The organism is Phytohabitans kaempferiae (genome assembly GCF_042433955.1).
GTDB lineage: Bacteria > Actinomycetota > Actinomycetes > Mycobacteriales > Micromonosporaceae > Phytohabitans > Phytohabitans kaempferiae.
Genome location: NZ_JBHLUH010000009.1, coordinates 345694 through 366405, shown reverse-complemented (window position 1 = coordinate 366405; position 20712 = coordinate 345694). Strand labels below are relative to the sequence as shown.

The following is a 20712-nucleotide window of genomic DNA, read 5'->3' as shown; positions in this document are numbered from 1 at the left end:
GCACTGTGGACGGTCATCGCGCGTCGTCCCGTTCGTGCGTGACCAGGACCGGGCAGTGGGCGTGGTGCACCAGTTCCTGGCTCACCGAGCCGAGCAGCAGCCCGGTGAAGCCGCCGCGCCCGCGCGAGCCGACCACGATCAGCGCCGCGTCCCGGCTCGCCTCGACCAGGTGCGGCGCCGCCTCGCGGGCGTGTACCAGCTGGCGCCGGACCGGTACCTCCGGATGCGTCTCGCGCACGGCGGCCGCGGCGCCGTCCAGCAGTTCCTCGGCGGCGGCCCGCGCCGCCTTCTCCGTCTCCGCGAACGTCTCGCGTACGCCGCCGTCGCGCGCGTCCAGCCACCAGGCGTGCACCAGTAGCAGGCCGGTGCGGCGCAGCCGGGCTTCCCGGGCGGCGTACGCGAGGGCCCGCGCGGCGCCGTGCGAGCCGTCGACCCCCACGATGATCGGCCCTTCGCCGGTCGGTGGTGGCGGCGACGGCGGGCGGACCACCAGGGCTGGGCATTGGGCGTGCGCCGCCACCTGCGCGCCGACCGAGCCCAACAGCAGCCCGGCGAAGCCGCCGTGCCCCCGGCTGCCCACCACGACCAGCGTCGCCGAGCGGGAGGCGTCCACGAGCGCGCCCGCGCCCCCGCCCGCGACCTGGCGGGTCCGGACCTCCAGCCCGGGGCGGGACGCGCGCAGCTCCTCGGCGGCCGCGTCCAGCATCAGCTGCGCGTCGGGGTCTGGCGGCGGCAGCTGGACCGGGTACGGGTCCAGCGGCACGCCGTACCGGAACGCGTGCAGGTAGCCGTGCACCAGATCCAGCGGCACCTCGCGGCGGAGGGCGGCCTCCGCGGCGTGCGCGGCGGCGACCAGGCTGGCCGGTGAGCCGTCGACCCCGGCGACGACCGGCGCCCTCACGAGGCACCGCCGGCGGTGGGCGCGCCGTCGCGCTCGTCGACGACCTCCGCCGCGGCGCGGCGCGGCGTCGGCACGCCGGGCTGGCCGTACCCGATCCGCATCACCATCTGCGGTACGCCGAAGCGCCCGAGCGCGGTGCGCAGGCGCTCGCGGTCGACGCGTACCTCGATGCCGCCGTCCCGCAGCCGGAACCGCCACGGCTGGCTGTTGTGCATCGACGGCGCCCGGATGGCCGTCCGGACCGCCTTGTCCAGGACCGCGGTGTCGTATCCGGTGGTGATCATGGCGTGGTTCCCTCCTGTCGCGACGCTCCGGCGACCGCCCGTGGCCGCTCCTCGGCGGTCTCCTCCCGCGCCCGTACCACCACGACCGGCCCGGTCGTCTGGTCCAGTGCGCCGTGCGCGACGCTGCCGAACAGGGTCCGCCCGGCCGGGCCGAGCCGGCCGCGTCCGCGCTCCCCCAGCACGAGCAGGCGGGCGCCGCGGGCGGCGCGCATCAGGCCGGGCAGTGGGCGGTCGCCGTACACCGCGCACTTCACCGATACCTCCGGGTACGCGCGCATCCACGGCTCGACCGCGCGTTGCAGCAGCTCCAGGCTGGCCGGCTCGGCGGAGAAGTGCGTGGAGAGCGTGCTCTCGTCGAACCAGTAGTCCTCGCGCTGGCGCCCCGTCACGTGTACGGCGGCGAGCACGCGGTGCTGGCGCGCGGCGTGCTCGAAGCCGAACTCCAGCGCCGGGTCCGGGTCGCCGTCGCCGTCCACGCCGACCACCACGTGGCCGAGGAACGGGGCGTCCGGACCGGCGGTGACCGGACGCGCGACGAGCACCGGACCGGGGGCGTGGGCGACGACGTGGTGGGCCGTGCTGCCGTATCCGCCGAGGTACCGCCGCGCCGGCGGGCCCACCACGACGAGGTCGGCGCGCTCCGCCCCGGCGGCCAGCAGCGGGCCGGGGCGTCCCGGCACCAGCCGGAGGCGGACCCGGTCGCCGCCGAGCCGGGCCCGCGCGGTGGCGACCGCCCGGGCCAGCGGCGGGTCGAACAGCTCGACGACGGCCAGCGACGGTGACGGCGCGCGGGCCGCCAGCGGGGAGCCCGGCGGGCACACGTGCAGCAGCTCCAGCTTCGCGCCGGTGGTGGCCGCCTCGTCCGCCGCCCAGGCCAGCGCCTGCCAGCCGTCGCTGCCGCCCAGGCCGACGAGGATCGTGGGTCGCACGCGGTCCGGGGTGTGCCGGGTCGCGGCGGCGAGCGTGCTGTGGCGGGTCATCGGCGTGCCTCCTGGTCCGGGTCTGCCTCCACCGTGCCCCGGGTACCGGCCGCCCATGAAGGGTCGGAGGTCCCGACCGGGCAGGGCTACCGGGGTCGTACGCGCGCCCGCCCGCGCTGGCGGTGCGTTGGGGGAGGTAGGCCCCGTCCTACCAGGCCATCCGGCCCTGCCTCACCCGCTCGGGGCGACGTGTGGTGAGGACGCCGAGCTGCCATCCCCGGCGGGTGAGCCCGGAAGGAGAAGGCCATGCGGAAGTCGATGGTCGCGGACGTCACGACCACACACCGCCTACCGGGGCCTTCGTCAAGATCCTCGCCGAGCGGGCCGCTGGGCCTGTGACAACCGGCCGCGGACTCGGTACAAAGTAGGGGTGATCAGAGTCTTTCTCCTGGACGACCATGAGGTGGTTCGTCGCGGTCTGGCTGATTTGTTGCAGGCGGAGGGGGACATCGAGGTGGTGGGGGAGTCGGGTTCGGCGGTGGAGGCGGTTCGTCGGATTCCGGCGTTGCGTCCGGATGTGGCGATTTTGGATGGTCGTTTGCCGGATGGCAGTGGTATTGATGTGTGTCGTGATGTGCGGGCGGTGGATTCGTCGGTTCGGGGTTTGATTCTGACGTCGTACGAGGATGACGAGGCGTTGTTCGCGGCGATCATGGCTGGTGCGGCTGGTTATGTGTTGAAGCAGATCCGCGGCACGGATCTGGTGGATGCGGTGCGGCGGGTTGCGGCGGGTCAGTCGTTGCTGGATCCGGCGGTGACGGCGCGTGTGTTGGAGCGGATCCGGCATGGTGTGGAGGAGCCGCGTGAGTTGAGGTCGTTGACGGAGCAGGAGCGGCGGATCCTGGAGTTCATCGCGGAGGGGTTGACCAATCGGGAGATCGCTGGGCGGATGTTTCTGGCGGAGAAGACGGTGAAGAACTACGTGTCGAGTCTGCTGGCGAAGTTGGGTCTGGAGCGGCGTACTCAGGCGGCGGTGCTCGCCACGCGCCTGCTCGGTGAGCGTCCGCGCCAGCCCTGACCCGCCGCGCCTCCGGCGTCCCCCGCCGGGCGGGATGATCATGGTTTCTGCGGCGGTGACCGTGGTGTGCCCGGTGGCTCCCGCCACCGGCGGGCCAGAGCACGGAGGGTGAGGCCGCGGGAGCAGCGGTCTGGATCACGACGGGCATCGCGGTAGCCCAGAATCTGTCTCTTGGAATGGACGGCGTAGCGCGCGATGCGCCCTAGGCCGGCGCCCACCAGACCAGGCGTGTGCCGGTCGGGTCGGCGGGTCGCACGGTGAAGTCGCCGCCGCGGCGCTGGGCCCGCTCCCGGAGGTTGACCAGCCCGCCCCGCGGCTCGGCGCCGGTCATGCCCACGCCGTCGTCGACCACGACCACGGTCACCCGGCCGCCGCGGACCTCGACGGAAACGTCCACAGAGGAGGCATGGGCGTGCCGGGCGGCGTTCGAGAGGGCCTCCCGGACGACGGCCAGCAGGTCGGGGCGGAGCTCGTCGGGGACCGCGCTGTCGAGCGGGCCGTCCAGGCGCAGCCCGGGCCGGAAGCCCAGCGACTCCGCCGCGCCCGCCACCAGGTCGCGGACCTCGGTGCGCAGGGCGGCGTTCACCGGCGTACGCAGTTCGAAGATCGCGGTGCGGATGTCGCGGATGGTGGTGTCGAGGTCGTCGACCGCGCCGCTGATCCGCTGGGCCAGGTCTGGCCGGGAGGCGAGCTGTGCCGCGGTCTGGAGGTGCAGTCCGGTGGCGAACAGCCGCTGGATGACCACGTCGTGCAGGTCGCGGGCGATCCGCTCGCGGTCTTCGAGCACCAGGATCTGCTCGCGCTCGTCCTGGGCGCGGGCCCGCTCGAGGGCGAGGGCGGCCTGGCCGGCGAAGGTGCGCAGCATCGGGATGTCCTCGGGCCGGCTGGAGGCACCGGCCGGATGGGCGACCACGAGCACGCCGTGCAGGGCGTCCGCGGCGGCGAGCGGCGTGATCAGGGCTGGGCCGGTGCTGATCGGAGTGCTCCACGCGCCGGCCTTGCCCAGGTCGTCGATCACCATGTATCCGGCGTCGCTGACCGCCTGGCCGAACGCGGTGTCGGCCAGCGGCACCGTCGTCCCGGCCAGGCCGGGGGCGGAGCCGTCGACCACCTCGACGGTGAGCTGGCCGGCGTCTTCGTCGGCGAGCAGTACGAGCACGAGCTGGGCCTCGGCGACCTCGCGCGCCCGGCGGGCGACGAGCTGGAGGGCACTGGTGCGGTCGACCTGGCCGAGCAGCACGTTGGTGATCTCGGCGGTGGCGGCCAGCCAGCGCTCGCGGCGGTGGGCGGTGGCGAAGAGGCGGGCGTTTTCGATCGCGACGCCCGCCGCGGCCGCCAGCGCCACCGCGATCTCCTCGTCGTCTTCGGTGAACTCGGCGGCGCCCCGCTTCTCGGCCAGGTAGAGGTTGCCGAAAACCTGGTCGCGGATGCGGATGGGGGTGCCCAGGAAGCTGTGCATTGGCGGATGGCTTGGCGGGAAACCGTACGAGTTGGGGTGTTTGGTGATGTCCGGCAGCCGCAGCGGCCGCGGGTCCTCGATCAACAGCCCGAGCACACCACGCCCGTGCGGCAGGTCGCCGATCTGGGCGTGCAGCTCGGGGGAGATGCCGTGCGTGATGAACTCGACCAGCGTCCGGTCGGGACCGACCACGCCCAGCGCCCCGTAACGGGCGCCGACGAGGGCGCAGGCCGCCTCGACGATGCGGGTGAGCATGCCGCGCAGCTCCAGGCCGCTGCCGATGCCGACGACCGCGTCGAGCAGCGACCGCAACCGCTCCCGGCTGGCGACCACCTCGCCGACCCGGTCGAGCAGCTCCTGGAGCAACTCGTCCAGCCGCACCCGGGACAGCGGGCTCAGGCCCAGCGAAGGCGACGCCCACTCCTTCTCATCCTGGCCCGACACGCTCGGATCGTATCGGCCCGACGAGCCGGCCGTCACGAGGCTGCGGGCCGCCGGCGTACCCCCGGGCGGTTGGGGAGGCCGACCGGCAGGTCCAGTTCGGGACCTTCGGCCCTGCCCGGCGCCGCGGACCTGTTCGACGATCGGAACGTGTCGCGACGTGTGCTGGAGCAGATGGATGTCGCGGATTGCCTGGAGCTGCTCGGGGGCGTGTCGCTCGGCCGGGTCGTCTACACGGAGAAGGCGTTGCCGGCGATCCGCCCGGTCAACCATGTGCTGGACGACGGTGCGGTGATCATCCGCAGCCACCTGGGCGGTGCTCTGGCCACCGCGGTCGGCTCCGGACGCGGCACGGTGGTCGCGTACGAGGCGGACGCCATCGACCCAATCGAGCACGTCGGCTGGAGCGTCGTCGTCACCGGCGTGGCGCACCTGGTGGCCGACTCCCGTGAGGTGGCCCGCTACGAGCGGCTGCTGCGCCCGTGGGTCGAGATCGCCATGGACTGCGTGATCCGCATCGAGCCGCGCCTGGTGACCGGCTACCGCCTGGTCGAGGCGGCCGAGGTCGGCACGGGGTGAACGACGTGCGCGGCGGTGGCCGTGCCGGCGTTCAGAGAAGACCACGAACCGCGTCCCGGGCCCGAGTACGTCCCGATGGGGTCGGGCCTCCCGTGGCTCGGCACGGTGGAGGTCAGGCGGTGTACCGGCGGCGCATCTCGGCGAGGGGGAGCGGGGCGTAGTCGCCGGCGTGCCCCGCCTGGCCGAACGCGCGCATCCGCTCGGCGATGATGCGCTGCATCTCGACCCGGCCCGGGCGCAGGTACGGCGCGGGGTCCACGGTCAGGCCGTCGTGGGCGAGCTGGGCCCGGACCGCGCCGGTGAACGCGAGGTGGGAGTCCATGCCCTGGTTGATTTTGCGGATGCCCATGGCGATCGAGCGGACCTTCTCCTGCTCCGGTACGCCCCACGACTCCGGCAGCGTGCCGCCGTACTTGTTGACCAGCGCGCGCAGCTCGGCTGGCAGCGAGGAGGAGCCGTGCATGACCAGGTGAGTGCCCGGCACCTTCGCGGCGATCCGCTCGATGAGGTCCATGTGCAACACGCTGCCGTCCGGAGGGCTGTCGAACTTGTACGCGCCGTGTGAGGTGCCGATGGCGACGGCGAGGGCGTCGACGCCCGTGCCCGCCACGAAGTCGGCGGCCTCGTCGGGGTCGGCGAGCTGGATCTCGGCGCGGCTGCCGTCCACTTTGGAGCCGCCGATCGTGCCGAGCTCGCCCTCGACGGAGACGCCGCGCTCGTGGGCGTAGGCGGTCACCTCGGCGGTCACCGCGAGGTTCTGGGCGAAGGTCGCCGGCGTCACCCGGTCCGGCGCGAGGCTGCCGTCGATCATGACGCTGGTGAAGCCGGCGTCGATCGCGCGCCGGCAGGTCGCGGCGTCCGGACCATGGTCCAGGTGCAGGACGACCGGGATCGCCGGATACTCCTCGACGAGGTGCAGCAGCCCCCGCCAGAACCGCTCGTCGCTGCCATGGGAGCTGCTTCCGGCCAGCGTCTCGACGATCACCGGGGAGGAGGTCTCGGCTGCCGCGTCCAGGACCGCCTCGGCCTGGAGAAGGTCGGTGACGTTGAAGGCGCCGAGCCCGTACCCGCCCTGGCGGGCCTCGTCGAGTGCCTGACGGAGAGTGACCAGCGACATGGATGTGACGCCCTTCGGTTCTGACAACGTTGGACAATTTCTCTGCGGTCACCGTACGCTAAGCCCCGCGCCGCTGCCAAGAGGCGTCTTGACCAGCGAGGATCCGCGTATGACCGACGACCCACTCGTGCTCGGACTGGACCTGGGCAGTTCCCGGTTGAAGGCCGTGCTCGTCGGCCGGGACGGCCGAACGGTGCTGACGCACGCGGTGCCGACCCCGTTCGTCGCGGCGGACGGCGGCGCGCAGATGACGCCCCGGACGCTCTTCGCGGCGGTGGGGGAGTTGCTGGCCGGGCTCGGTGGCATGCGCGCCCGCGTGGCCGGGGTCGGCGTGGCCAGCATGGGGGAGTGCGGGGCGTTCGTGGCCGGCGGCGGGGCTGTCGAGGAGCCGATGCCCGCCTGGTACGACGCCCGCGGCGCGGACACCGCCGAGGCCCTGCGCCGGCACTTCGGCCCGGACCTGGACCGCCGTATCGGCCGGCCGCTGCGCGCCGCGACGACCGTGGCGAAGCTCGGCTGGCTGCGTGAGCACGGCTACCGCGCCGACGGCGACTGGCTCGGTGTGGCCGCGCTCGTGGCCTGGCGCCTGACCGGGGCGCGTGCCGGCGAGCCGTCGTTGGCCGCCACCACGGGCGCCTTCGACCCGGTCGAGCGGCGCTACCTGCCCGAGGTGCTGGCCGCCGCGGGGCTGGACGGCGTCCGGTTCGCCAAGCCGCGCACCGCGGGCGAGCGCGTCGGCGAGGTCATCCCGGCCGGCGCTGCCTGGTCCGGCCTGCCCCCGGGCGTTCCGGTGACCCTCGCCGGCCACGATCACCTGGTCGGGGCGATCGGCGCCGGTGCCGGCCCGGACGACCTGGTGGACTCCATGGGTACCGGCGAGCCGGTGGTGGCCTTCCTCGCCGCGGACGCCGTCGACCGGGACAAGATCCTCGACCGCGGGCTGACGCTCTCCTGCCGGCCCGGCGGCGACCGGGTCGCGGTGATGTACGAGAGCCTGCTGCCCGGTCGGGTCCTGGCGCGGCTCGCCGCCCTGCTCGGCGCCGGCCCGGCCGAAATGGACGCCCGGGCGCTGGCGTGGCCGGACACCATTCCAGACCCCTTCGTCGAGGCGCTGGTCGACGACCCGGACGCCGCGCTCGGGGCGGTGCCGCCGCTGCCGCCGGAGCGGCTCTGGGCGGGCGCGCTGGCCGTCCTCGCCCGGCGCGCGGCCGACGCCGTCGACGTGTTGCGGCTCGCCGGCGCGCGGACGGACCGCATGGTGCTCATCGGCGGCGGCACGGCGAGCGGGGCGTGGCTGGCAGCCAAGCGCCGGGCGGTGGCGATGCCCCTGGTCAGGGCGCACACCGCCGAGGCGGTCGCGCGCGGTGCGGCGCTCTTCGGCGGCGTGGCCGGAGGCTGGTGGCCGGCCGCCGAGGCAGCGCCGTCGCCCGAGGTCAGCAGCGTCTGACAGCGATGTCAGAGCGAGTCTTGACATCGCTGTCAGAGTGCGTAATGTTTCCTCCTGATGAACACTGAGGGTCACGCATCGCAGCAGCCGCGCCCGGCGGGCCACGACGGCACGCCTCAGCACGGCGCTGTCCGGCTTGTCGACATCGCCCGGCACGCCAACGTGTCGATGAAGACCGTGTCGCGGGTGCTCAACGACGAGCCGTACGTGACCGCCCGGATGCGGGAGAAGGTCGAGGCGGCCGCCCGCGAGCTGGGCTACATCGGGGATGCCCGGGCCCGGGCCTTGCGGCTCAACAAGTCCGGCTTCATCGGGCTGCTCATCCCCGACATCCGCAACGGCTACTACGCGCTGCTCATCCGCGCGTTCGAGGAGCGGCTCCGGGCGCAGGGGCTCACGGTGCTCCTGGGCGACTCGGACGAGCGCGTCGAGCAGGAGGAGGAATACCTGCGGGTCTTCCGGCAGCAGCGGGTGGAGGGCATCTTCGTCGTGCCGGTGGGCGCGCCGAGCCTCGCCGCCGCCGCTGAGGAGATCCCGACGGTGATGGTCGACCGCACCGTCACCGCGGCCCGGGGGCGGGCCGGCGAGGTGCTGGCCAACGACCGCCAGGCCGCTGAGACCCTGGTCCGGCACATGGTGGAAGGCCACGGCGTGCGGCAGGTGGCGCTGCTGGCCGGCCGCACGTCCACGTCCGGCATCCGGCAGCGGCAGGCCGGCTACACGCGGGTGATGCGCCAGGCCGGGCTGCCGACGGTCGTGTCCAGCGGGCACGTCACGCCCGAGGAGGCCGCGTCGGGCGCGCTGGCCATGTTCCAGAACCTGCGACCGCCGTTCGGGGTGCTCTGCACGGGCAACCGGATGTTCTGGGGAGCCATGGCCGCGATCGCGCAGCTCGGGTTGCGCATCCCGGCCGACGTGGTGGTGACGACGTTCGACTCGATCGGCGAAGCGACCGTGACCGGCCTGGTGCCTACGTTCGCGGTGACCGAGTCCGGCGAGGTGGCCGACCGGGCCCTGGAGCTCTTCGCCGAGCGCCAGGCCACGCCCGGCACCGCCGCCCGGCGGGTCGTCGTCGACCACCTCATCGAGTACGGATCGACGTGCGGCTGCCACCAGCAGCGGCCCGCGATCACGATCAGCGTGGAGTCCCAGGCCGCGCCCGTATAACCCACATCGATCGACCGTGTGCGCGGAGCCCTGCCGGGCCGTCCGCCGATACAAGCACGCCTTCATACGAGGAGAGCGCGATGCACCGTACCCGAAAATGGTTGGCGGCCACCGCCGCACTGAGCTTCGCCGCGCTGGCCGTCGCCGCCTGCGGTAGCGACGACGGCGACTCCGGCTCCGGCGGTGACACGTCGGCGTACCGGATCGCGCTGGTGCTCAAGCCGCTGGACAACACGTACTTCGGCGCGATGGAGAAGGGCGCGTCGGAGGAGGCGAAGAAGGCCGGCGTCGAGTTGACCACCGTGGCGGCGGCCAGCGTGACCGACGACTCCGGTCAGGCCAACAAGCTCAACTCGCTGGTGTCGTCCGGGTACGACTGCTACATCGTCAACCCCACCAGCGGCACCAACCTGCTGCGGCCGCTCGTGCCGGTGTCCAAGGACGGCAAGCCGATCGTCAACATCGACCTGCCGATTTCGGCGGACGCGGCCAAGACCAACGGCGTCACGGTGACCACGTACATCGGTACCGACAACGAGACCGCGGGCGCCACAGCCGGCGAGGCGATGCTCGAGGTGGTACCGAGCGGCAAGGTGGCGGCGATCGGCGGTCTCGCGGCCGACCCGGGCAGCCTCGCCCGGATCAAGGGATTCAAGGACAAGGTCGCCGGCAAGCTCGACGTCTTCCAGACCGTCGCGGCGGACGCCGACCGGCTCAAGGCGAAGAACGCGGCCGCCGCGATCATCCGAGGCAACCCGGACGTCAAGGGCTTCTTCACGGTGAGCGGTGACATGTCGCTGGGCATCCAGGAGGCGGTGACCCAGGCCGGCAAGCAGGGCCAGATCGCCGTCATCGGCATCGACGGCACCGAGGACCAGATCAAGAACATCCAGAGCGGCGGCATGCCGGCCGCGGTGGAGCAGTTCCCGTACTTGATGGGCGCGCAGGGCGTGCAGGCGTGCCTGGCCGCGCGGGACAGCAAGTCCGTACCGGCGGAGCTGCCCACGCCCGTGCTCGTCGTGACTAAGGAGAACGCCGCCGAGGCGCTCGCCTCGTTCCCGGCACCTCCGGAGAGCTTCCGTTATGACAACCCACTTGGCTGACCCGCCGACGGCCTCCGCGTCCGGGGTTCCCCGGACGCGGACCGCCGCCAGCCTGCTGACCGAGGACCTGCTCACCAAGGCCACCGCGCCGGTCGGGCTGCTGGTCATCTGCGTGGTCTTCTCGATCCTGTCCCCGCGGTTCCTGACCGCCGACAACATCGGCGGCATGCTCGCGGACGCGTCGCTGCCGATCCTGCTGGCACTCGGCGCCACGTTCGTGGTGGCACTCGCCGGCATCGACCTCTCGCTGGCGGCGACGGTGGCGCTGGGCAGCGTGTCGTTCGGCATCGGGTACGAGCGCGGCCTTCCGCTGGTGGCGTGCTGCCTGCTGTCGCTCGCCACCGGCCTCGTCGTGGGCCTGGTCAACGGCGCGGTCGTCGGCTGGGTACGCATCCCGGACTTCATCGTCACGCTCGGCACGATGAGCCTGGTGATGGGGACCGCGCTGGTGATCTCCGGCGGCACGCCGATCGAGGTCAACAACGCGTTCTTCACGACGATCTCCACCGAATCGGTGGGCATCTTCCGGTACAACCTGCTGATCGCGCTCGCCGTGGCGGCCGGCATGCACGTGCTGCTGCACCGCACCCGGTTCGGTACGCACCTGCTCGCCACCGGCGGCAACACCGAGGCGGCACGGGCGATGGGCATCCGGGTGGGGCGGGTCAAGCTGGCCGGGTACGCGCTGTGTGGGCTGATGGCCGGCTCCATGTCGGTGCTGCTCATCGCGTACGTCGGCTCGACGCAGCCCGCCGCGAACACCGACTACCTACTCAAGGCGATCGCGGCCGTGGTACTCGGCGGGGTGAGCCTCTTCGGCGGCCGTGCCACGATCTGGGGCCCGGTCACCGGCGCGGTCCTGCTCACCGTGCTCCAGGACGGCCTGATCCTGCTGGGCGTGTCCGCCTTCTACGAACCGATCGTTGTCGGCGCCGTGGTGATCGTCGCGGCCAGCCTGATGAGGAGCCGTCGATGAGCGCGCTCGACACCAAGACCGCCATGATCGAGGTACGCGGCGTCGGCAAGTCCTTCGGCAGCGTCACGGCGCTGCGCGAGGCCAGCCTGTGGGCCAACCCCGGCGAGGTCACCGCGATCGTCGGCGACAACGGCGCGGGCAAGTCGACGCTCATCAAGTGCATCGCCGGCGTCCACGCGCCCGACTCCGGCGAGATCCGGCTCGATGGCGAGCGGGTCCACTTCCGCTCACCGGAGGGCGCGCGGGCGCACGGCGTGGAAACCGTGTACCAGGACCTGGCGCTGGCCGACGACCTGTACGTGTGGCAGAACATGTTCCTCAACCGGGAGCTGACCCGCGGGATCGGCCCCGTGCGGCTGCTGGACCGGCGGCGGATGCAGCAGCGGTCGCGGGAGCTGATCGACAGCCTCTCGGTGAGCATGCCGTCGATTGGCAGCCGGGTCCGGCGGCTCTCCGGAGGCCAGCGGCAGGCCGTCGCCATCGCCCGCGCGGTGATGTGGGGCAGCAAGGTGATCATCATGGACGAGCCCACCGCCGCCCTCGGGCTGCGGGAGACCGCCCAGGTGGAGAAGCTGATCCGCACTGTGGTCGAGCGCGGCACCACCGTGCTGGTGATCAGCCACAACATGGAGCAGGTGATGCGGCTCGCCGCGCGGGTCTGGGTGATGCGCGGCGGCCGGGTGGTCGGCGGCGCGCAGACCAGCGAGGTCACCGGCGACCAGCTCGTCGGCATGATCACCGGCGCGGTGCCCGGGACGAGCGCGGAGTAAGCCCTCGACGAAGCACTGTCCGTGACGGCCGTTGTAGACGGTGTCGACGCCAGGCGACAACGGCCGCGATCTGGCCGGCCCGACGCGGCATCCGCGCGGTCGCCCGGGGCTGGTCCTGGACCTTGAGGGCGAGACCGTCCGCGAGGTGCGGGTCGTCGTCGGCTACTTGCACACCGGCCGTATGCTCGCCCATCCGCTGAGCGTGGCGGAGCCGGACGTCGTGGTGTCGACGCCCGACCAGGTCGCCGCCGTGGCGAAGGAGCTTGCTCCATATCGGACACTCGACCCGGCCGTACTCGGCGAGGGGCCGGCCGACGAGCCGCGGCTGCGACGCCCGATCGAGCTCTCCGACCCGGAGGTCATCCTGATGACGTCCGGAACGACCGGCCCGTCCAAACTGTGGTCGTCCACGGTCCTTCAGGCGTCCACCACGGGCGCGTACGTCCGGGACGGCAACCTCAGCCCCGACGACCGGTTTCTTGTCGACCTCCCGCTGTTCCACACCGCCGGGCTCGGTGTGACGGCCGGGTGCATGCGCTCCGGTGCGGTCGCCGTCCTGCGCCGCCGCCCGTCCCTGTCCCGCTACTTCGAGATCGCGCGTGAACTCGATGTGACGGCCGGCTTCCTGGTCGGGGCGATGGCCGCGAAGCTGCTCGCCACGCCGCGGACGCCCGGCGACCGCGACCACCGTGTGCGCGTGATGGTCGCCGCGCCGCTGCCGCCAGACCTGGCCAGGTTCGTGGAGCGGTTCGGCATCGAGCGGATCCTGACCTCGTTCGGCAGCACGGAGACCGGCGGCCCGATCGGCACCGGTGACCACAGTGGACTCCCCACGCCCGGATCCGCCGGCCGGGAGAGACCGGGGTACGGCGAGTACAAGCTCGTCGACAGCGACGGCGTGGAGGTGCCCGCCGGTGAGACGGGGGAGTTGCTGATCCGCCCTGCGCACCCGGCGATGCGGCAGGGCCACTACCTGAAGGATCCGGAGGCGAACGCCAAGGTCTGGGCGGGAGGCTGGTTTCACACCGGCGACCTGTTTCGCAGGAACGCCGACGGTGGGTACTTCTGGGTCGGCCGGGATCGGGACACGATCCGGCGCCGGGGTGAGAACATCTCAAGCTTCGAGGTCGAACGCGAGGTCATGCTCGAGCCCGGGGTGGCCTCGGTGGCATGCGTGGGCGTCGACGCCCACGACGACGTCGGGGTCGAGGTGAAGGTCTTCGTCGTCGCCGCCCCGGGGGCCGGGAGCATCGACTTCGAGACGATGGCGGGCAACCTCGCCGAGCGAATGCCGGCGTACATGGTGCCGCGGTACTTCGAGCTGATCGACGAGATGCCCATGACAGCCACGCAGCGGGTCACCAAGTACGTTCTCCGGCAGCGCGGGAACGGCCCTCGCACCTGGGACAGGAAGCACCTGTCGACGATCAGGAGCTAGCGGCCACGCTCGGCAGATCGTTAGCTTGGCTACGGATATAGTCAGGCTGTCATGAGCGCCGCGTCGGTCGTCCGGTGGCTTGCCGTCGTCGCGGTGAGCGTGGCGCTGTCGTACCCGCTGGCGCTCCTCGGCCTCCCCGGTCCGACGTTGTTCGCGGGTCTGGTGGTCGGCCTGCTGGCCGCGCTCTTTGGCAGGTTCGAGCTGGATGTCCCGTCGCGGGTCGGGCATGCCGCGTTCGCCGTGGTGGGGGTGGTGATCGGGCAGACCGTCACGCTGGAGGTCGTCAAGGCGGTCGCGGCGGACGGCCTCGCTGTCGCGGCGGCCCTCGTCGCGACGCTGGTGCTCAGTGTGGCCGCCGGGTTCGGGCTGTCGAAGGTGGCTGGGGTCGATCGTCCGACCGGTGCGTTCGGCATGATCGCTGGTGGTGCGGCGGGTGTGGTGGTGGTCAGCGAGGAGGCCGGCGCCGATGCGACGCTGGTCGCGGTCATGCAGTACCTGCGTGTGCTCATTGTCGTCTTCTCGATTCCGCTGGTCACCGGCTTGGCCGGGGTCGGTGCGGGCGGCGGTGGAGGGGACTGGCCGCCGGTGGCGGCCGGTGGCCTGAGCGTGGAGGGTGTGCTCTTCTGCGTGGTCGTCGCCGGCGTGGGGGCGGGCGTGGCGGCGTTGGTCAGGCTCCAGTCGGGCTCCCTGCTCGGCCCGATGTTGCTGGCCGCGGCGGTCGCCGTCGTGTGGCCCGGCCTTGTCCGGCCCACGCCGCTGCCGCTTCAGGATGTGGCGTTCCTCGTCGTCGGGCTGCAGATCGGGCTGCGGTTTTCGTTGGCCCGCCTTCGGGGTGCCGCGCGCGCCCTGCCGGCCATCCTGGTCGCGATCCTCGTCGTCATGGTCGGGTGCGCGGCGATCGGGCTCGGCATGGCGTGGTGGACCGGGCGGCCCTTCTTCGACTGCTATCTCGCCACGACCCCGGGCGGGCTCAACGCGGTGCTCGCGGCCGCGATCCAGGGTGATGCCGACGTGGCGTACGTCACGTCCGTCCAGGTGCTGCGACTGTTCGTGATGTTGCTCGCGGCGCCCGTGCTCGGCTGGTGGATCAAGCGGAGGGCGTAGGGACGATCGTGCCGTGAGCGGTTTGCCGGCCGGCGAGGTCGCGGACCGAGGTGAGCACGTCGTCGCCGTGCCGTGTGGCCCGGACGACGAGTCCCTGATGGTCGAAGAGGGGAGCGTCCAACCGGTACTCGTAGGTCAGGTGTTGGTCGCGGACGAGGCCGCGGGTCCGGGCGGCCTCGGCCATCGCGAGCGCCTGGAGCGGGCCGTGCGTCAGAAGTCCGGGGTACCCCTCGGCGGTGCGGGCGTAGTCCCGGTCGTAGTGGATGCGGTGGGCGTTGTACGTCAACGCGGAGAAGCGGAACAGGAGCGTCGGCGTCACCTCGACGGACCAGTCTTCCTCGGTGAGCGGCGACGGCGCGGGATCGGGCTCGGCCGCGACCGTCGTGCCCCGCGGCTCCCGGTAGACGATGTCCTGGCGCTCCTGGACCACCACCTGGTCGGCCTGGCGGATCTCATGGTCGACCGCGACGAAGACCAACCGTCCACTGCGTCCCATCTTCTCCACTGTGGACACTGTACGGCTGCGCCGGGTTGCCGCTTCACCGCAGCGAAGCGGAGCCAGCGTCCGGACCTGCCCGCCGGCCCACATCCGGCGCAGGCCGGGCGCGGGAGGTGCCGGGACGGCGCCGCGGACGGGGTGACCGTCGGGGCCGAGGTCGGCCTGCGCGGGTCGCTCCAGCAGGTAGAGCCAGTGCCACAACAGCGGAAGACCCTCGCCCGCATCGAGGTCCGGCGGGTCCACGCCCAGCAAGGCGGCGAAGGCATGGGCGGGGCCGGGCAGGATGATCTCGGTACGCTCATGCCCTTGGTTCATGTCGCTCCGTCCCCTTTCACGCAGGCCGGTCGGCGCGGTCGAGGATCCGGCGGGCGCGGGCCAGGACCGGCTCGTCGATCATCTTGCCCTCCACGAGGAACGCGCCGTCGCCGGGCCGCGCGGCCGCGCTGGCGAGCAGCGCGCGCGCCCGCTCGATGTCTTCACGGCTTGGGGCGAACGCGGCGTTGACCGCGTCGACCTGTGCGGGATGGATGCACAGTTTGCCGCCGAAACCGAAGCCGCGGGCGCGGGTGGCGGCGGCACGGACGGCCTCGGTGTCCGTGGTCTGTACGGTCACGCCGTCGATCGGGCCCGGCAGCCCCGCCGCGCGGGAGGCGACGACGAGGGCGCCGCGCGCGAAGAGCAACGCCTCGTCGGTCTCGTCGGCGTCGATGTCGAGGGCGTAGTCGATGGACCCGAACGCCAGCACGGTGACCGAGGGGCAGGTGGCGATGGCGGCGGCGTTGTGGACCCCGAGCGCGGTCTCCACGAGAGGGACGATGCCGACGTGGCGCGGCAGGCTCTCGGCGACGTGGGTCAGTGTGGCCGGGCCTTGGCTTTTGGGGACCATGACGCCGCGCAGCCCCGGGCAGGAGGCGAGGGCGGCGATGTCGGATTCGTGCCAGGGGGTACCGACGGGGTTGACGCGTACCCAGGCCGTGGCGCCGCTGGTGAGCCAGGCGGCGGCATGATCGCGTGCCGCCGCCTTCTGCTCCGCGGCGACGCTGTCCTCGAGGTCGACGATGACCTCGTGGGCGCCGCTGCACGCGGCCTTGTCGAACCGGTTCGGCCGGTCGCCGGGGACGAAGAGCCAGGAGACGGAGTGCCGGCGGGTGCTCACGAGCGCACCGGGTGCCGCTTGACCAGTTCTCGGGTGATCACGTTGCGTTGGATCTCGTTGGTGCCCTCGCCGACGATCATCAGTGGCGCGTCGCGGAAGTACCGCTCGACGTCGAACTCCGTGGAGTAGCCGTAGCCACCGTGGATCCGCACCGCGTCGAGGGCGATCTTCATCGCCGCCTCCGAGGCGAACAGTTTCGCCATGCCGGCCTCGAGGTCGGAACGCGCGCCCGACTCGTACCGGCGGGCGGCGTGGATGACCAACTGCCGGGCGGCGCTGAGCGTGGTGGCCATGTCGGCCAGGTAGTTGCTGATGGACTGGTGTTGCCAGATCGGCTTGCCGAAGCTCTCCCGTTCCTGCGCGTAGCGCAGCGAGTCTTCCAGCGCCGCCCGGCCGACCCCGAGCGCGCGGCTGGCGACCTGGATGCGGCCGATCTCCAGCCCGCGCATCATCTGGGCGAAGCCCCGGCCCTCCTCCGGTCCGAGCAGCGCGGTGGCGGGGACCCGGAAGTCGTCGAAGGAGAGCTCGCAGCTCTCCACCCCCTTGTAGCCGAGCTTGGGCAGGTCGCGGGAGACGGCGAAGCCGGGGCCCGGCTCCACGAGCAGGATGCTGATACCTCGGTGGGCGGGCTGGGCCGCCGGATCGGTGCGGCACAGCAGCGCGACAAGGCGGGAGTGGCGGGCGTTGGTGATCCAGGTCTTCGAACCGTTGACGACATAGTGGTCGCCGTCGCGGCGCGCGGTCGTGCGCATCGCCTGCAGGTCGGAGCCGCCACCGGGCTCGGTCAACGCCATCGTGGCCCGGATCTCCCCGGTGGCCATCCTGGGCAGGTAGCCGTCCTTCTGCTCGTCGGTGCCGTGTTCGAGCAGCAGCTTCGCCACGACGGTGTGGCCGCCCATGGCGCCGGCCAGGCTCATCCAGCCGCGGGCCAGCTCTTCGGTGACGGCGGCGTAGCAGGGCACGGAGACCCGCGCGTCGCCCCACGGCTCGGGTATGGCCAGGCCGAAGATCCCCAACTGCTTCATCTGCTCGATGAGCTTCTCTGGGTAGGTGTTGGCGTGTTCGAGGTCCCGCGCGACCGGCTTCACCGTGCGGTCGACGAAGTCCTTGACGACGTCGACGATCGAGGCCTCGTCGGGCTCCAGTTCGTACATGCTCGGATCCTTCAGCCGCGGTACCAGCAGGTTCGTCCTACATCATGAAATCTGATGGTGATCTAGGGGAACTAACATCTTGTGATGGGGGCATCCCGGGTTGAGATGGTGAGGGGGCGGCGGCGGTGGACCTGAAGCAGCTGACGGCGCTGGTGACCGTCGCGGAGGTGGGGAGCGTGACCAAGGCGGCCCGCCTGCTGCACCTGGTCCAGCCCGCGGTCACCCGCCAGATCCGCCTGCTCGAGGAGGAGGTCGGCGTCGCCCTGTTCAACCGCACCCACCAGGGCATGATCCCGACCGCCGCCGGGGAGGCGCTGGTGCTCCGCGCCCGGCGTGCCCTCCAGGAGCTGGAGCGCGCCCGCGCCGAGATCCGCCCCGACCCGCGCCAGGTGGCCGGCATCGTCACCGTCGGCGTGCTCGACAGCGTGGTCGACGTCGTCGTGCCACCGCTCGTCACCGCTGTCGCGCAGCGCTACCCGGAAATCCATCTGCGGATCATGGCCGCGTACTCCGGCCACCTGCAGCAGTGGCTGGACGCCGGGGACGTGGATCTGTCCCTGCTCTACAACCTGGCCGAGACGCCGTCACTGGCGGTGGTCCCCCTGCTGCGGGAGGACCTGTGGGTGGTCGCGCCCACGGCGGCCGGACTCGCCCCGGACCGGCCGGTGACCTGGGCGACGCTGCTGGAGCAGCCGCTGGTGCTGCCGGTCGCCGGGCACGGCCTTCGGGCGCTCATCGACCAGGCGCGCTCCTCGATGCCGGTCGAGCCACGGATCGCCGTCGAGGTCGACTCCATGCACCTGCAGAAGAAGCTCGTCCTGGCCGGACACGGATGGACCGTGCTTCCCGCCGCCGGCGTGGCCGGTGACGTCGCGGCCGGGATCCTCAGCGGCGCGCCGCTGACCGAGCCGGAGCTGTCCCGGTCGGTGGTCCTCGGACTGTCGCGCACCATGCGGACACCACCGCCGGTGGAGGCCGTGGCCGCGTCCCTCGGTCGCCTGATCCGTACCCTGGTGCGCTCCGGTGCCTGGCCGTCGGCCCGCCTCAGCAGGCCCGTCGGCGACGACGACGGCTAGCGGCCTGATCCGCCCGAAGCCGACAGTCGAGGTTTCGCGCCTGTGGTCGAAGTGTTACGTCGCTGTGCGCAGAAGTCTTGCCATCTGAATAAAAAGTTCTTCTGATCTTGCCAAAAGTTCGGCCGTCGTGAAGATGGTCGGATGCGCCCTCACCTCGCGTGGTCCGTCCGTCCGCTCGCCGGCCTGCTCGCCGTCGCCCTCGCCTCGGCCGTCGCCGTGCTCGCGGCCGCCCCGCCGGCTGCCGCGCACGGCACGCTCGCGGTGTCGACGCCGGCCGAGGGTGCCACGGTCACGGAGCCGCCGGCGGCGGTGGAGCTGTACTTCACCGAGAAGGTCGCCTCGAACGCGTACTTCACGGTCACCGCGCCGGGCGGCGGCCGGGTCGACAACGGCTGGTCGTACGGCTCGCCGAAGCCCCTGGAGAAGCCGGTCCGGGAGTACTTCCTGGTCGGCGGGAAGTTCGAGCCACGCGAGTACTCCACCGGCTTCCCCGCGGTGGTGGCGCTGGCGCACCTGCCGGCCGTGGGGCAGTACTCGGTGAGCTACCTGTCGGTCGCCTCGGACGGCGAGGCGGTGCGGGGCACGATGAGCTTCCGCTACGAGGGCGGCCCGACGCCGGCGCCACGGGGGTGGAGCCCGCCGACCAACCAGCCGGACCCCGCGCTGGTCGCGGCGGTCGAGCAGCACGGTACCTCCGGGCACGGCTCGACCTCGTCCGGTGCCGGCGCACCCGTCGCCGCCGCGACCTCCGTCCCGCCCGCGGCCGCTCCCGTGGCGGAGTCGGGGGAGGAGGGCGGCCCGGGCTGGCTCGCCTGGACCGGCTGGGCGGTCGCCATCGCCGCGGCGGTCGCCGGTTTCGTGGGCTGGCGCCGCCGTCCCGCGCCGGCCGCCCGCGCGCGTACCTCCGCCGGCCCTTCCCGACAGCGCGGCGGCTCCCGGCCGGGCGGCAAGGGCGGCGGCCGTGGCACCGCGGGCCGCAAAGCGACGCCGGCGGGACCGTCCGCTTCGTCTGGCAAGGGCGGCGGGGCGCGGAAGGCCGGCGCGGAGGTGACGGCCGAGAGCGCCCCGGCGTCCGCTGTGGACGATGCCGCACCGGCGACCGCCGGCGGGCTGAGCAACACGCGCCTGGCACTGCTCGCCGGCGGGCTGGTGGTGGCCCTGCTCGCCGGCTTCGGCCTCGGGCGGATGGGCACGGGCGGCGGATCGCCCGCGGGCGCGACGGCCACCGTACCGGCCGGCGGCGCGAGCGGCCCGGCGCTCTCCGCGGGCGACGGGCACCAGCATCCGGCCGGAACCGGTCCGCATTCGCATCCGGGTGACGCCAGCGCCGGGCAGGCGACCGGGACGGCGGTCAGCGCCAGCGGGTACACCTTGCAGCCGGCCCAGCGCGCGCAGGCGGCGGGGGCGACCGCCGACTACACGTTCCGGATCGTGGGGACGGACCGGCGGGCGGCCACGCGGTTCGTGGTCGTACACGAGAAGCCGTTGCATCTGATCGTGGTGGGTCGCGACCTGTCCGGATACCAGCACCTGCATCCCACGATGGCGCCGGACGGCACCTGGAGCGTCCCGCTGAAGCTGGCCCGGGCCGGCGGCTACCGGATCTACGCGGACTTCTCGGTGACCTCGGCGGACGGCAGCATGCTCCCGCTGGTGCTGGGCGTCGACCACCTGGTGCCGGGCGCGCACACGCCGGCCGCGCTGCCATCGGCTGCGGCGCGGGCGAGCGTGGGGCCGTTCGCGGTGTCGATGGAGGGTACGCCGACGGTGGGCGTGACGGCGCCGATGTTCTTCCGGATCAGCCGTACCGGCGCGCCCGGCCCGGCCCAACTGGAACGCTATCTGGGCGCGTACGGCCACCTGGTCGTGGTGCGTGAGGGCGATCTGGGCTTCGTGCACGTCCATCCGGAGCCGGAGCTGGTGGACGGGGCGGTCAAGTTCTGGCTGACGGCGCCGAGCGCGGGGCGGTACCGGGCGTTCCTCGACTTCCAGGTGGGCGGGAAGGTGCGGACCGCGGAGTACACGCTCGACGTGCCCTGACCG

The 20712-nt window shown here is 72.6% G+C and carries 19 protein-coding genes; 11 read left to right on the top strand and 8 right to left on the bottom strand.

Annotated features, from left to right (window positions below; all coding sequences use genetic code 11):
- Window positions 1-13: 13 nt before the first annotated feature.
- The 3 genes from ACFFIA_RS08340 to ACFFIA_RS08330 are packed head-to-tail and all read right to left on the bottom strand — an operon-like array spanning window position 14 to window position 2165.
- Complete coding sequence (locus tag ACFFIA_RS08340; protein ID WP_377248011.1) at window positions 14-901, bottom strand: universal stress protein; 888 nt, start codon at window positions 899-901, stop codon at window positions 14-16.
- On the bottom strand, window positions 898-1185 hold the full coding sequence (locus ACFFIA_RS08335; protein WP_377248304.1) for a hypothetical protein: 288 nt from the start codon (window positions 1183-1185) through the stop codon (window positions 898-900). The genes ACFFIA_RS08340 and ACFFIA_RS08335 overlap by 4 nt, the downstream gene beginning before the upstream one ends.
- Complete coding sequence (locus ACFFIA_RS08330) at window positions 1182-2165, bottom strand: universal stress protein (RefSeq protein WP_377248008.1); 984 nt, start codon at window positions 2163-2165, stop codon at window positions 1182-1184. The genes ACFFIA_RS08335 and ACFFIA_RS08330 overlap by 4 nt, the downstream gene beginning before the upstream one ends.
- Window positions 2166-2535: 370 nt before the next feature.
- On the opposite strand from ACFFIA_RS08330, the gene ACFFIA_RS08325 reads away from it, so the two are divergent.
- Entirely contained in the window at window positions 2536-3183 is a 648-nt protein-coding gene (locus ACFFIA_RS08325) for a response regulator (protein ID WP_377248005.1), read from the top strand.
- A gap of 202 nt (window positions 3184-3385) precedes the next feature.
- On the opposite strand, the gene ACFFIA_RS08320 is transcribed toward ACFFIA_RS08325, so the two are convergent.
- A complete protein-coding gene (locus ACFFIA_RS08320; protein WP_377248002.1) occupies window positions 3386-5086 on the bottom strand; it encodes a GAF domain-containing sensor histidine kinase in 1701 nt (566 codons plus the stop codon).
- A gap of 147 nt (window positions 5087-5233) precedes the next feature.
- On the opposite strand from ACFFIA_RS08320, the gene ACFFIA_RS08315 reads away from it, so the two are divergent.
- Complete coding sequence (locus tag ACFFIA_RS08315; protein WP_377247999.1) at window positions 5234-5662, top strand: pyridoxamine 5'-phosphate oxidase family protein; 429 nt, start codon at window positions 5234-5236, stop codon at window positions 5660-5662.
- A gap of 112 nt (window positions 5663-5774) precedes the next feature.
- On the opposite strand, the gene ACFFIA_RS08310 is transcribed toward ACFFIA_RS08315, so the two are convergent.
- Complete coding sequence (locus ACFFIA_RS08310; RefSeq protein ID WP_377247996.1) at window positions 5775-6779, bottom strand: ketose-bisphosphate aldolase; 1005 nt, start codon at window positions 6777-6779, stop codon at window positions 5775-5777.
- A 109-nt stretch (window positions 6780-6888) separates the two neighbouring features.
- Here ACFFIA_RS08310 and ACFFIA_RS08305 point away from each other — a divergent pair, with 109 nt between their 5' ends.
- The 7 genes from ACFFIA_RS08305 (at window position 6889) to ACFFIA_RS08275 (ending at window position 14784) form a co-directional block, all read left to right on the top strand.
- Complete coding sequence (locus ACFFIA_RS08305; RefSeq protein ID WP_377247993.1) at window positions 6889-8226, top strand: FGGY family carbohydrate kinase; 1338 nt, start codon at window positions 6889-6891, stop codon at window positions 8224-8226.
- A 57-nt stretch (window positions 8227-8283) separates the two neighbouring features.
- Window positions 8284-9393: a LacI family DNA-binding transcriptional regulator gene (locus ACFFIA_RS08300; protein WP_377247990.1), complete on the top strand. Its 1110-nt coding sequence runs from the start codon at window positions 8284-8286 to the stop codon at window positions 9391-9393.
- Window positions 9394-9473: 80 nt separating this feature from the next.
- A complete protein-coding gene (locus tag ACFFIA_RS08295) occupies window positions 9474-10496 on the top strand; it encodes a substrate-binding domain-containing protein (RefSeq protein ID WP_377247987.1) in 1023 nt (340 codons plus the stop codon).
- Entirely contained in the window at window positions 10489-11472 is a 984-nt protein-coding gene (locus ACFFIA_RS08290; protein WP_377247984.1) for an ABC transporter permease, read from the top strand. The genes ACFFIA_RS08295 and ACFFIA_RS08290 overlap by 8 nt, the downstream gene beginning before the upstream one ends.
- Window positions 11469-12242 carry an ATP-binding cassette domain-containing protein gene (locus tag ACFFIA_RS08285; RefSeq protein WP_377247981.1) on the top strand — a complete coding sequence of 258 codons (774 nt, stop codon included), beginning with the start codon at window positions 11469-11471 and terminating at the stop codon, window positions 12240-12242. Before ACFFIA_RS08290 ends, ACFFIA_RS08285 begins: the two co-directional genes overlap by 4 nt.
- A gap of 40 nt (window positions 12243-12282) precedes the next feature.
- The gene (locus ACFFIA_RS08280; protein WP_377247978.1) at window positions 12283-13680 is read left to right on the top strand and encodes an AMP-binding protein; all 1398 of its coding nucleotides are present in this window, start codon (window positions 12283-12285) and stop codon (window positions 13678-13680) included.
- A gap of 51 nt (window positions 13681-13731) precedes the next feature.
- Window positions 13732-14784: an AbrB family protein gene (locus ACFFIA_RS08275; RefSeq protein ID WP_377247975.1), complete on the top strand. Its 1053-nt coding sequence runs from the start codon at window positions 13732-13734 to the stop codon at window positions 14782-14784.
- Here ACFFIA_RS08275 and ACFFIA_RS08270 read toward each other — a convergent pair.
- The 3 genes from ACFFIA_RS08270 to ACFFIA_RS08260 are packed head-to-tail and all read right to left on the bottom strand — an operon-like array spanning window position 14768 to window position 17593.
- Window positions 14768-15598, bottom strand: a complete 831-nt coding sequence (locus ACFFIA_RS08270; RefSeq protein WP_377247972.1) for an HTD2 family dehydratase — start codon at window positions 15596-15598, stop codon at window positions 14768-14770. The genes ACFFIA_RS08275 and ACFFIA_RS08270 overlap by 17 nt on opposite strands.
- A gap of 16 nt (window positions 15599-15614) precedes the next feature.
- Window positions 15615-16439 carry an HpcH/HpaI aldolase/citrate lyase family protein gene (locus tag ACFFIA_RS08265; protein ID WP_377247969.1) on the bottom strand — a complete coding sequence of 275 codons (825 nt, stop codon included), beginning with the start codon at window positions 16437-16439 and terminating at the stop codon, window positions 15615-15617.
- Window positions 16436-17593, bottom strand: coding sequence for an acyl-CoA dehydrogenase family protein (locus tag ACFFIA_RS08260; RefSeq protein ID WP_377247966.1), 1158 nt, complete (start codon window positions 17591-17593; stop codon window positions 16436-16438). Before ACFFIA_RS08260 ends, ACFFIA_RS08265 begins: the two co-directional genes overlap by 4 nt.
- Window positions 17594-17718: 125 nt before the next feature.
- On the opposite strand from ACFFIA_RS08260, the gene ACFFIA_RS08255 reads away from it, so the two are divergent.
- Window positions 17719-18669, top strand: coding sequence for a LysR family transcriptional regulator (locus ACFFIA_RS08255; RefSeq protein ID WP_377247963.1), 951 nt, complete (start codon window positions 17719-17721; stop codon window positions 18667-18669).
- Between the two features lie 141 nt (window positions 18670-18810).
- A complete protein-coding gene (locus ACFFIA_RS08250; RefSeq protein WP_377247960.1) occupies window positions 18811-20709 on the top strand; it encodes a DUF8832 domain-containing protein in 1899 nt (632 codons plus the stop codon).
- The last annotated feature ends 3 nt before the right edge of the window (window positions 20710-20712 follow it).

Bases quoted from the DNA above. Each gene is read 5' to 3' on its own strand.
- ACFFIA_RS08295 (WP_377247987.1), top strand. From the start codon at position 9,474: ATGCACCGTACCCGAAAATGGTTGGCGGCCACCGCCGCACTGAGCTTC.
- ACFFIA_RS08335 (WP_377248304.1), bottom strand. From the start codon at position 1,185: ATGATCACCACCGGATACGACACCGCGGTCCTGGACAAGGCGGTCCGG.
- ACFFIA_RS08310 (WP_377247996.1), bottom strand. From the start codon at position 6,779: ATGTCGCTGGTCACTCTCCGTCAGGCACTCGACGAGGCCCGCCAGGGC.
- ACFFIA_RS08250 (WP_377247960.1), top strand. From the start codon at position 18,811: ATGCGCCCTCACCTCGCGTGGTCCGTCCGTCCGCTCGCCGGCCTGCTC.
- ACFFIA_RS08270 (WP_377247972.1), bottom strand. From the start codon at position 15,598: ATGAACCAAGGGCATGAGCGTACCGAGATCATCCTGCCCGGCCCCGCC.
- ACFFIA_RS08330 (WP_377248008.1), bottom strand. From the start codon at position 2,165: ATGACCCGCCACAGCACGCTCGCCGCCGCGACCCGGCACACCCCGGAC.
- ACFFIA_RS08285 (WP_377247981.1), top strand. From the start codon at position 11,469: ATGAGCGCGCTCGACACCAAGACCGCCATGATCGAGGTACGCGGCGTC.
- ACFFIA_RS08305 (WP_377247993.1), top strand. From the start codon at position 6,889: ATGACCGACGACCCACTCGTGCTCGGACTGGACCTGGGCAGTTCCCGG.
- ACFFIA_RS08260 (WP_377247966.1), bottom strand. From the start codon at position 17,593: ATGTACGAACTGGAGCCCGACGAGGCCTCGATCGTCGACGTCGTCAAG.
- ACFFIA_RS08275 (WP_377247975.1), top strand. From the start codon at position 13,732: ATGAGCGCCGCGTCGGTCGTCCGGTGGCTTGCCGTCGTCGCGGTGAGC.
- ACFFIA_RS08300 (WP_377247990.1), top strand. From the start codon at position 8,284: ATGAACACTGAGGGTCACGCATCGCAGCAGCCGCGCCCGGCGGGCCAC.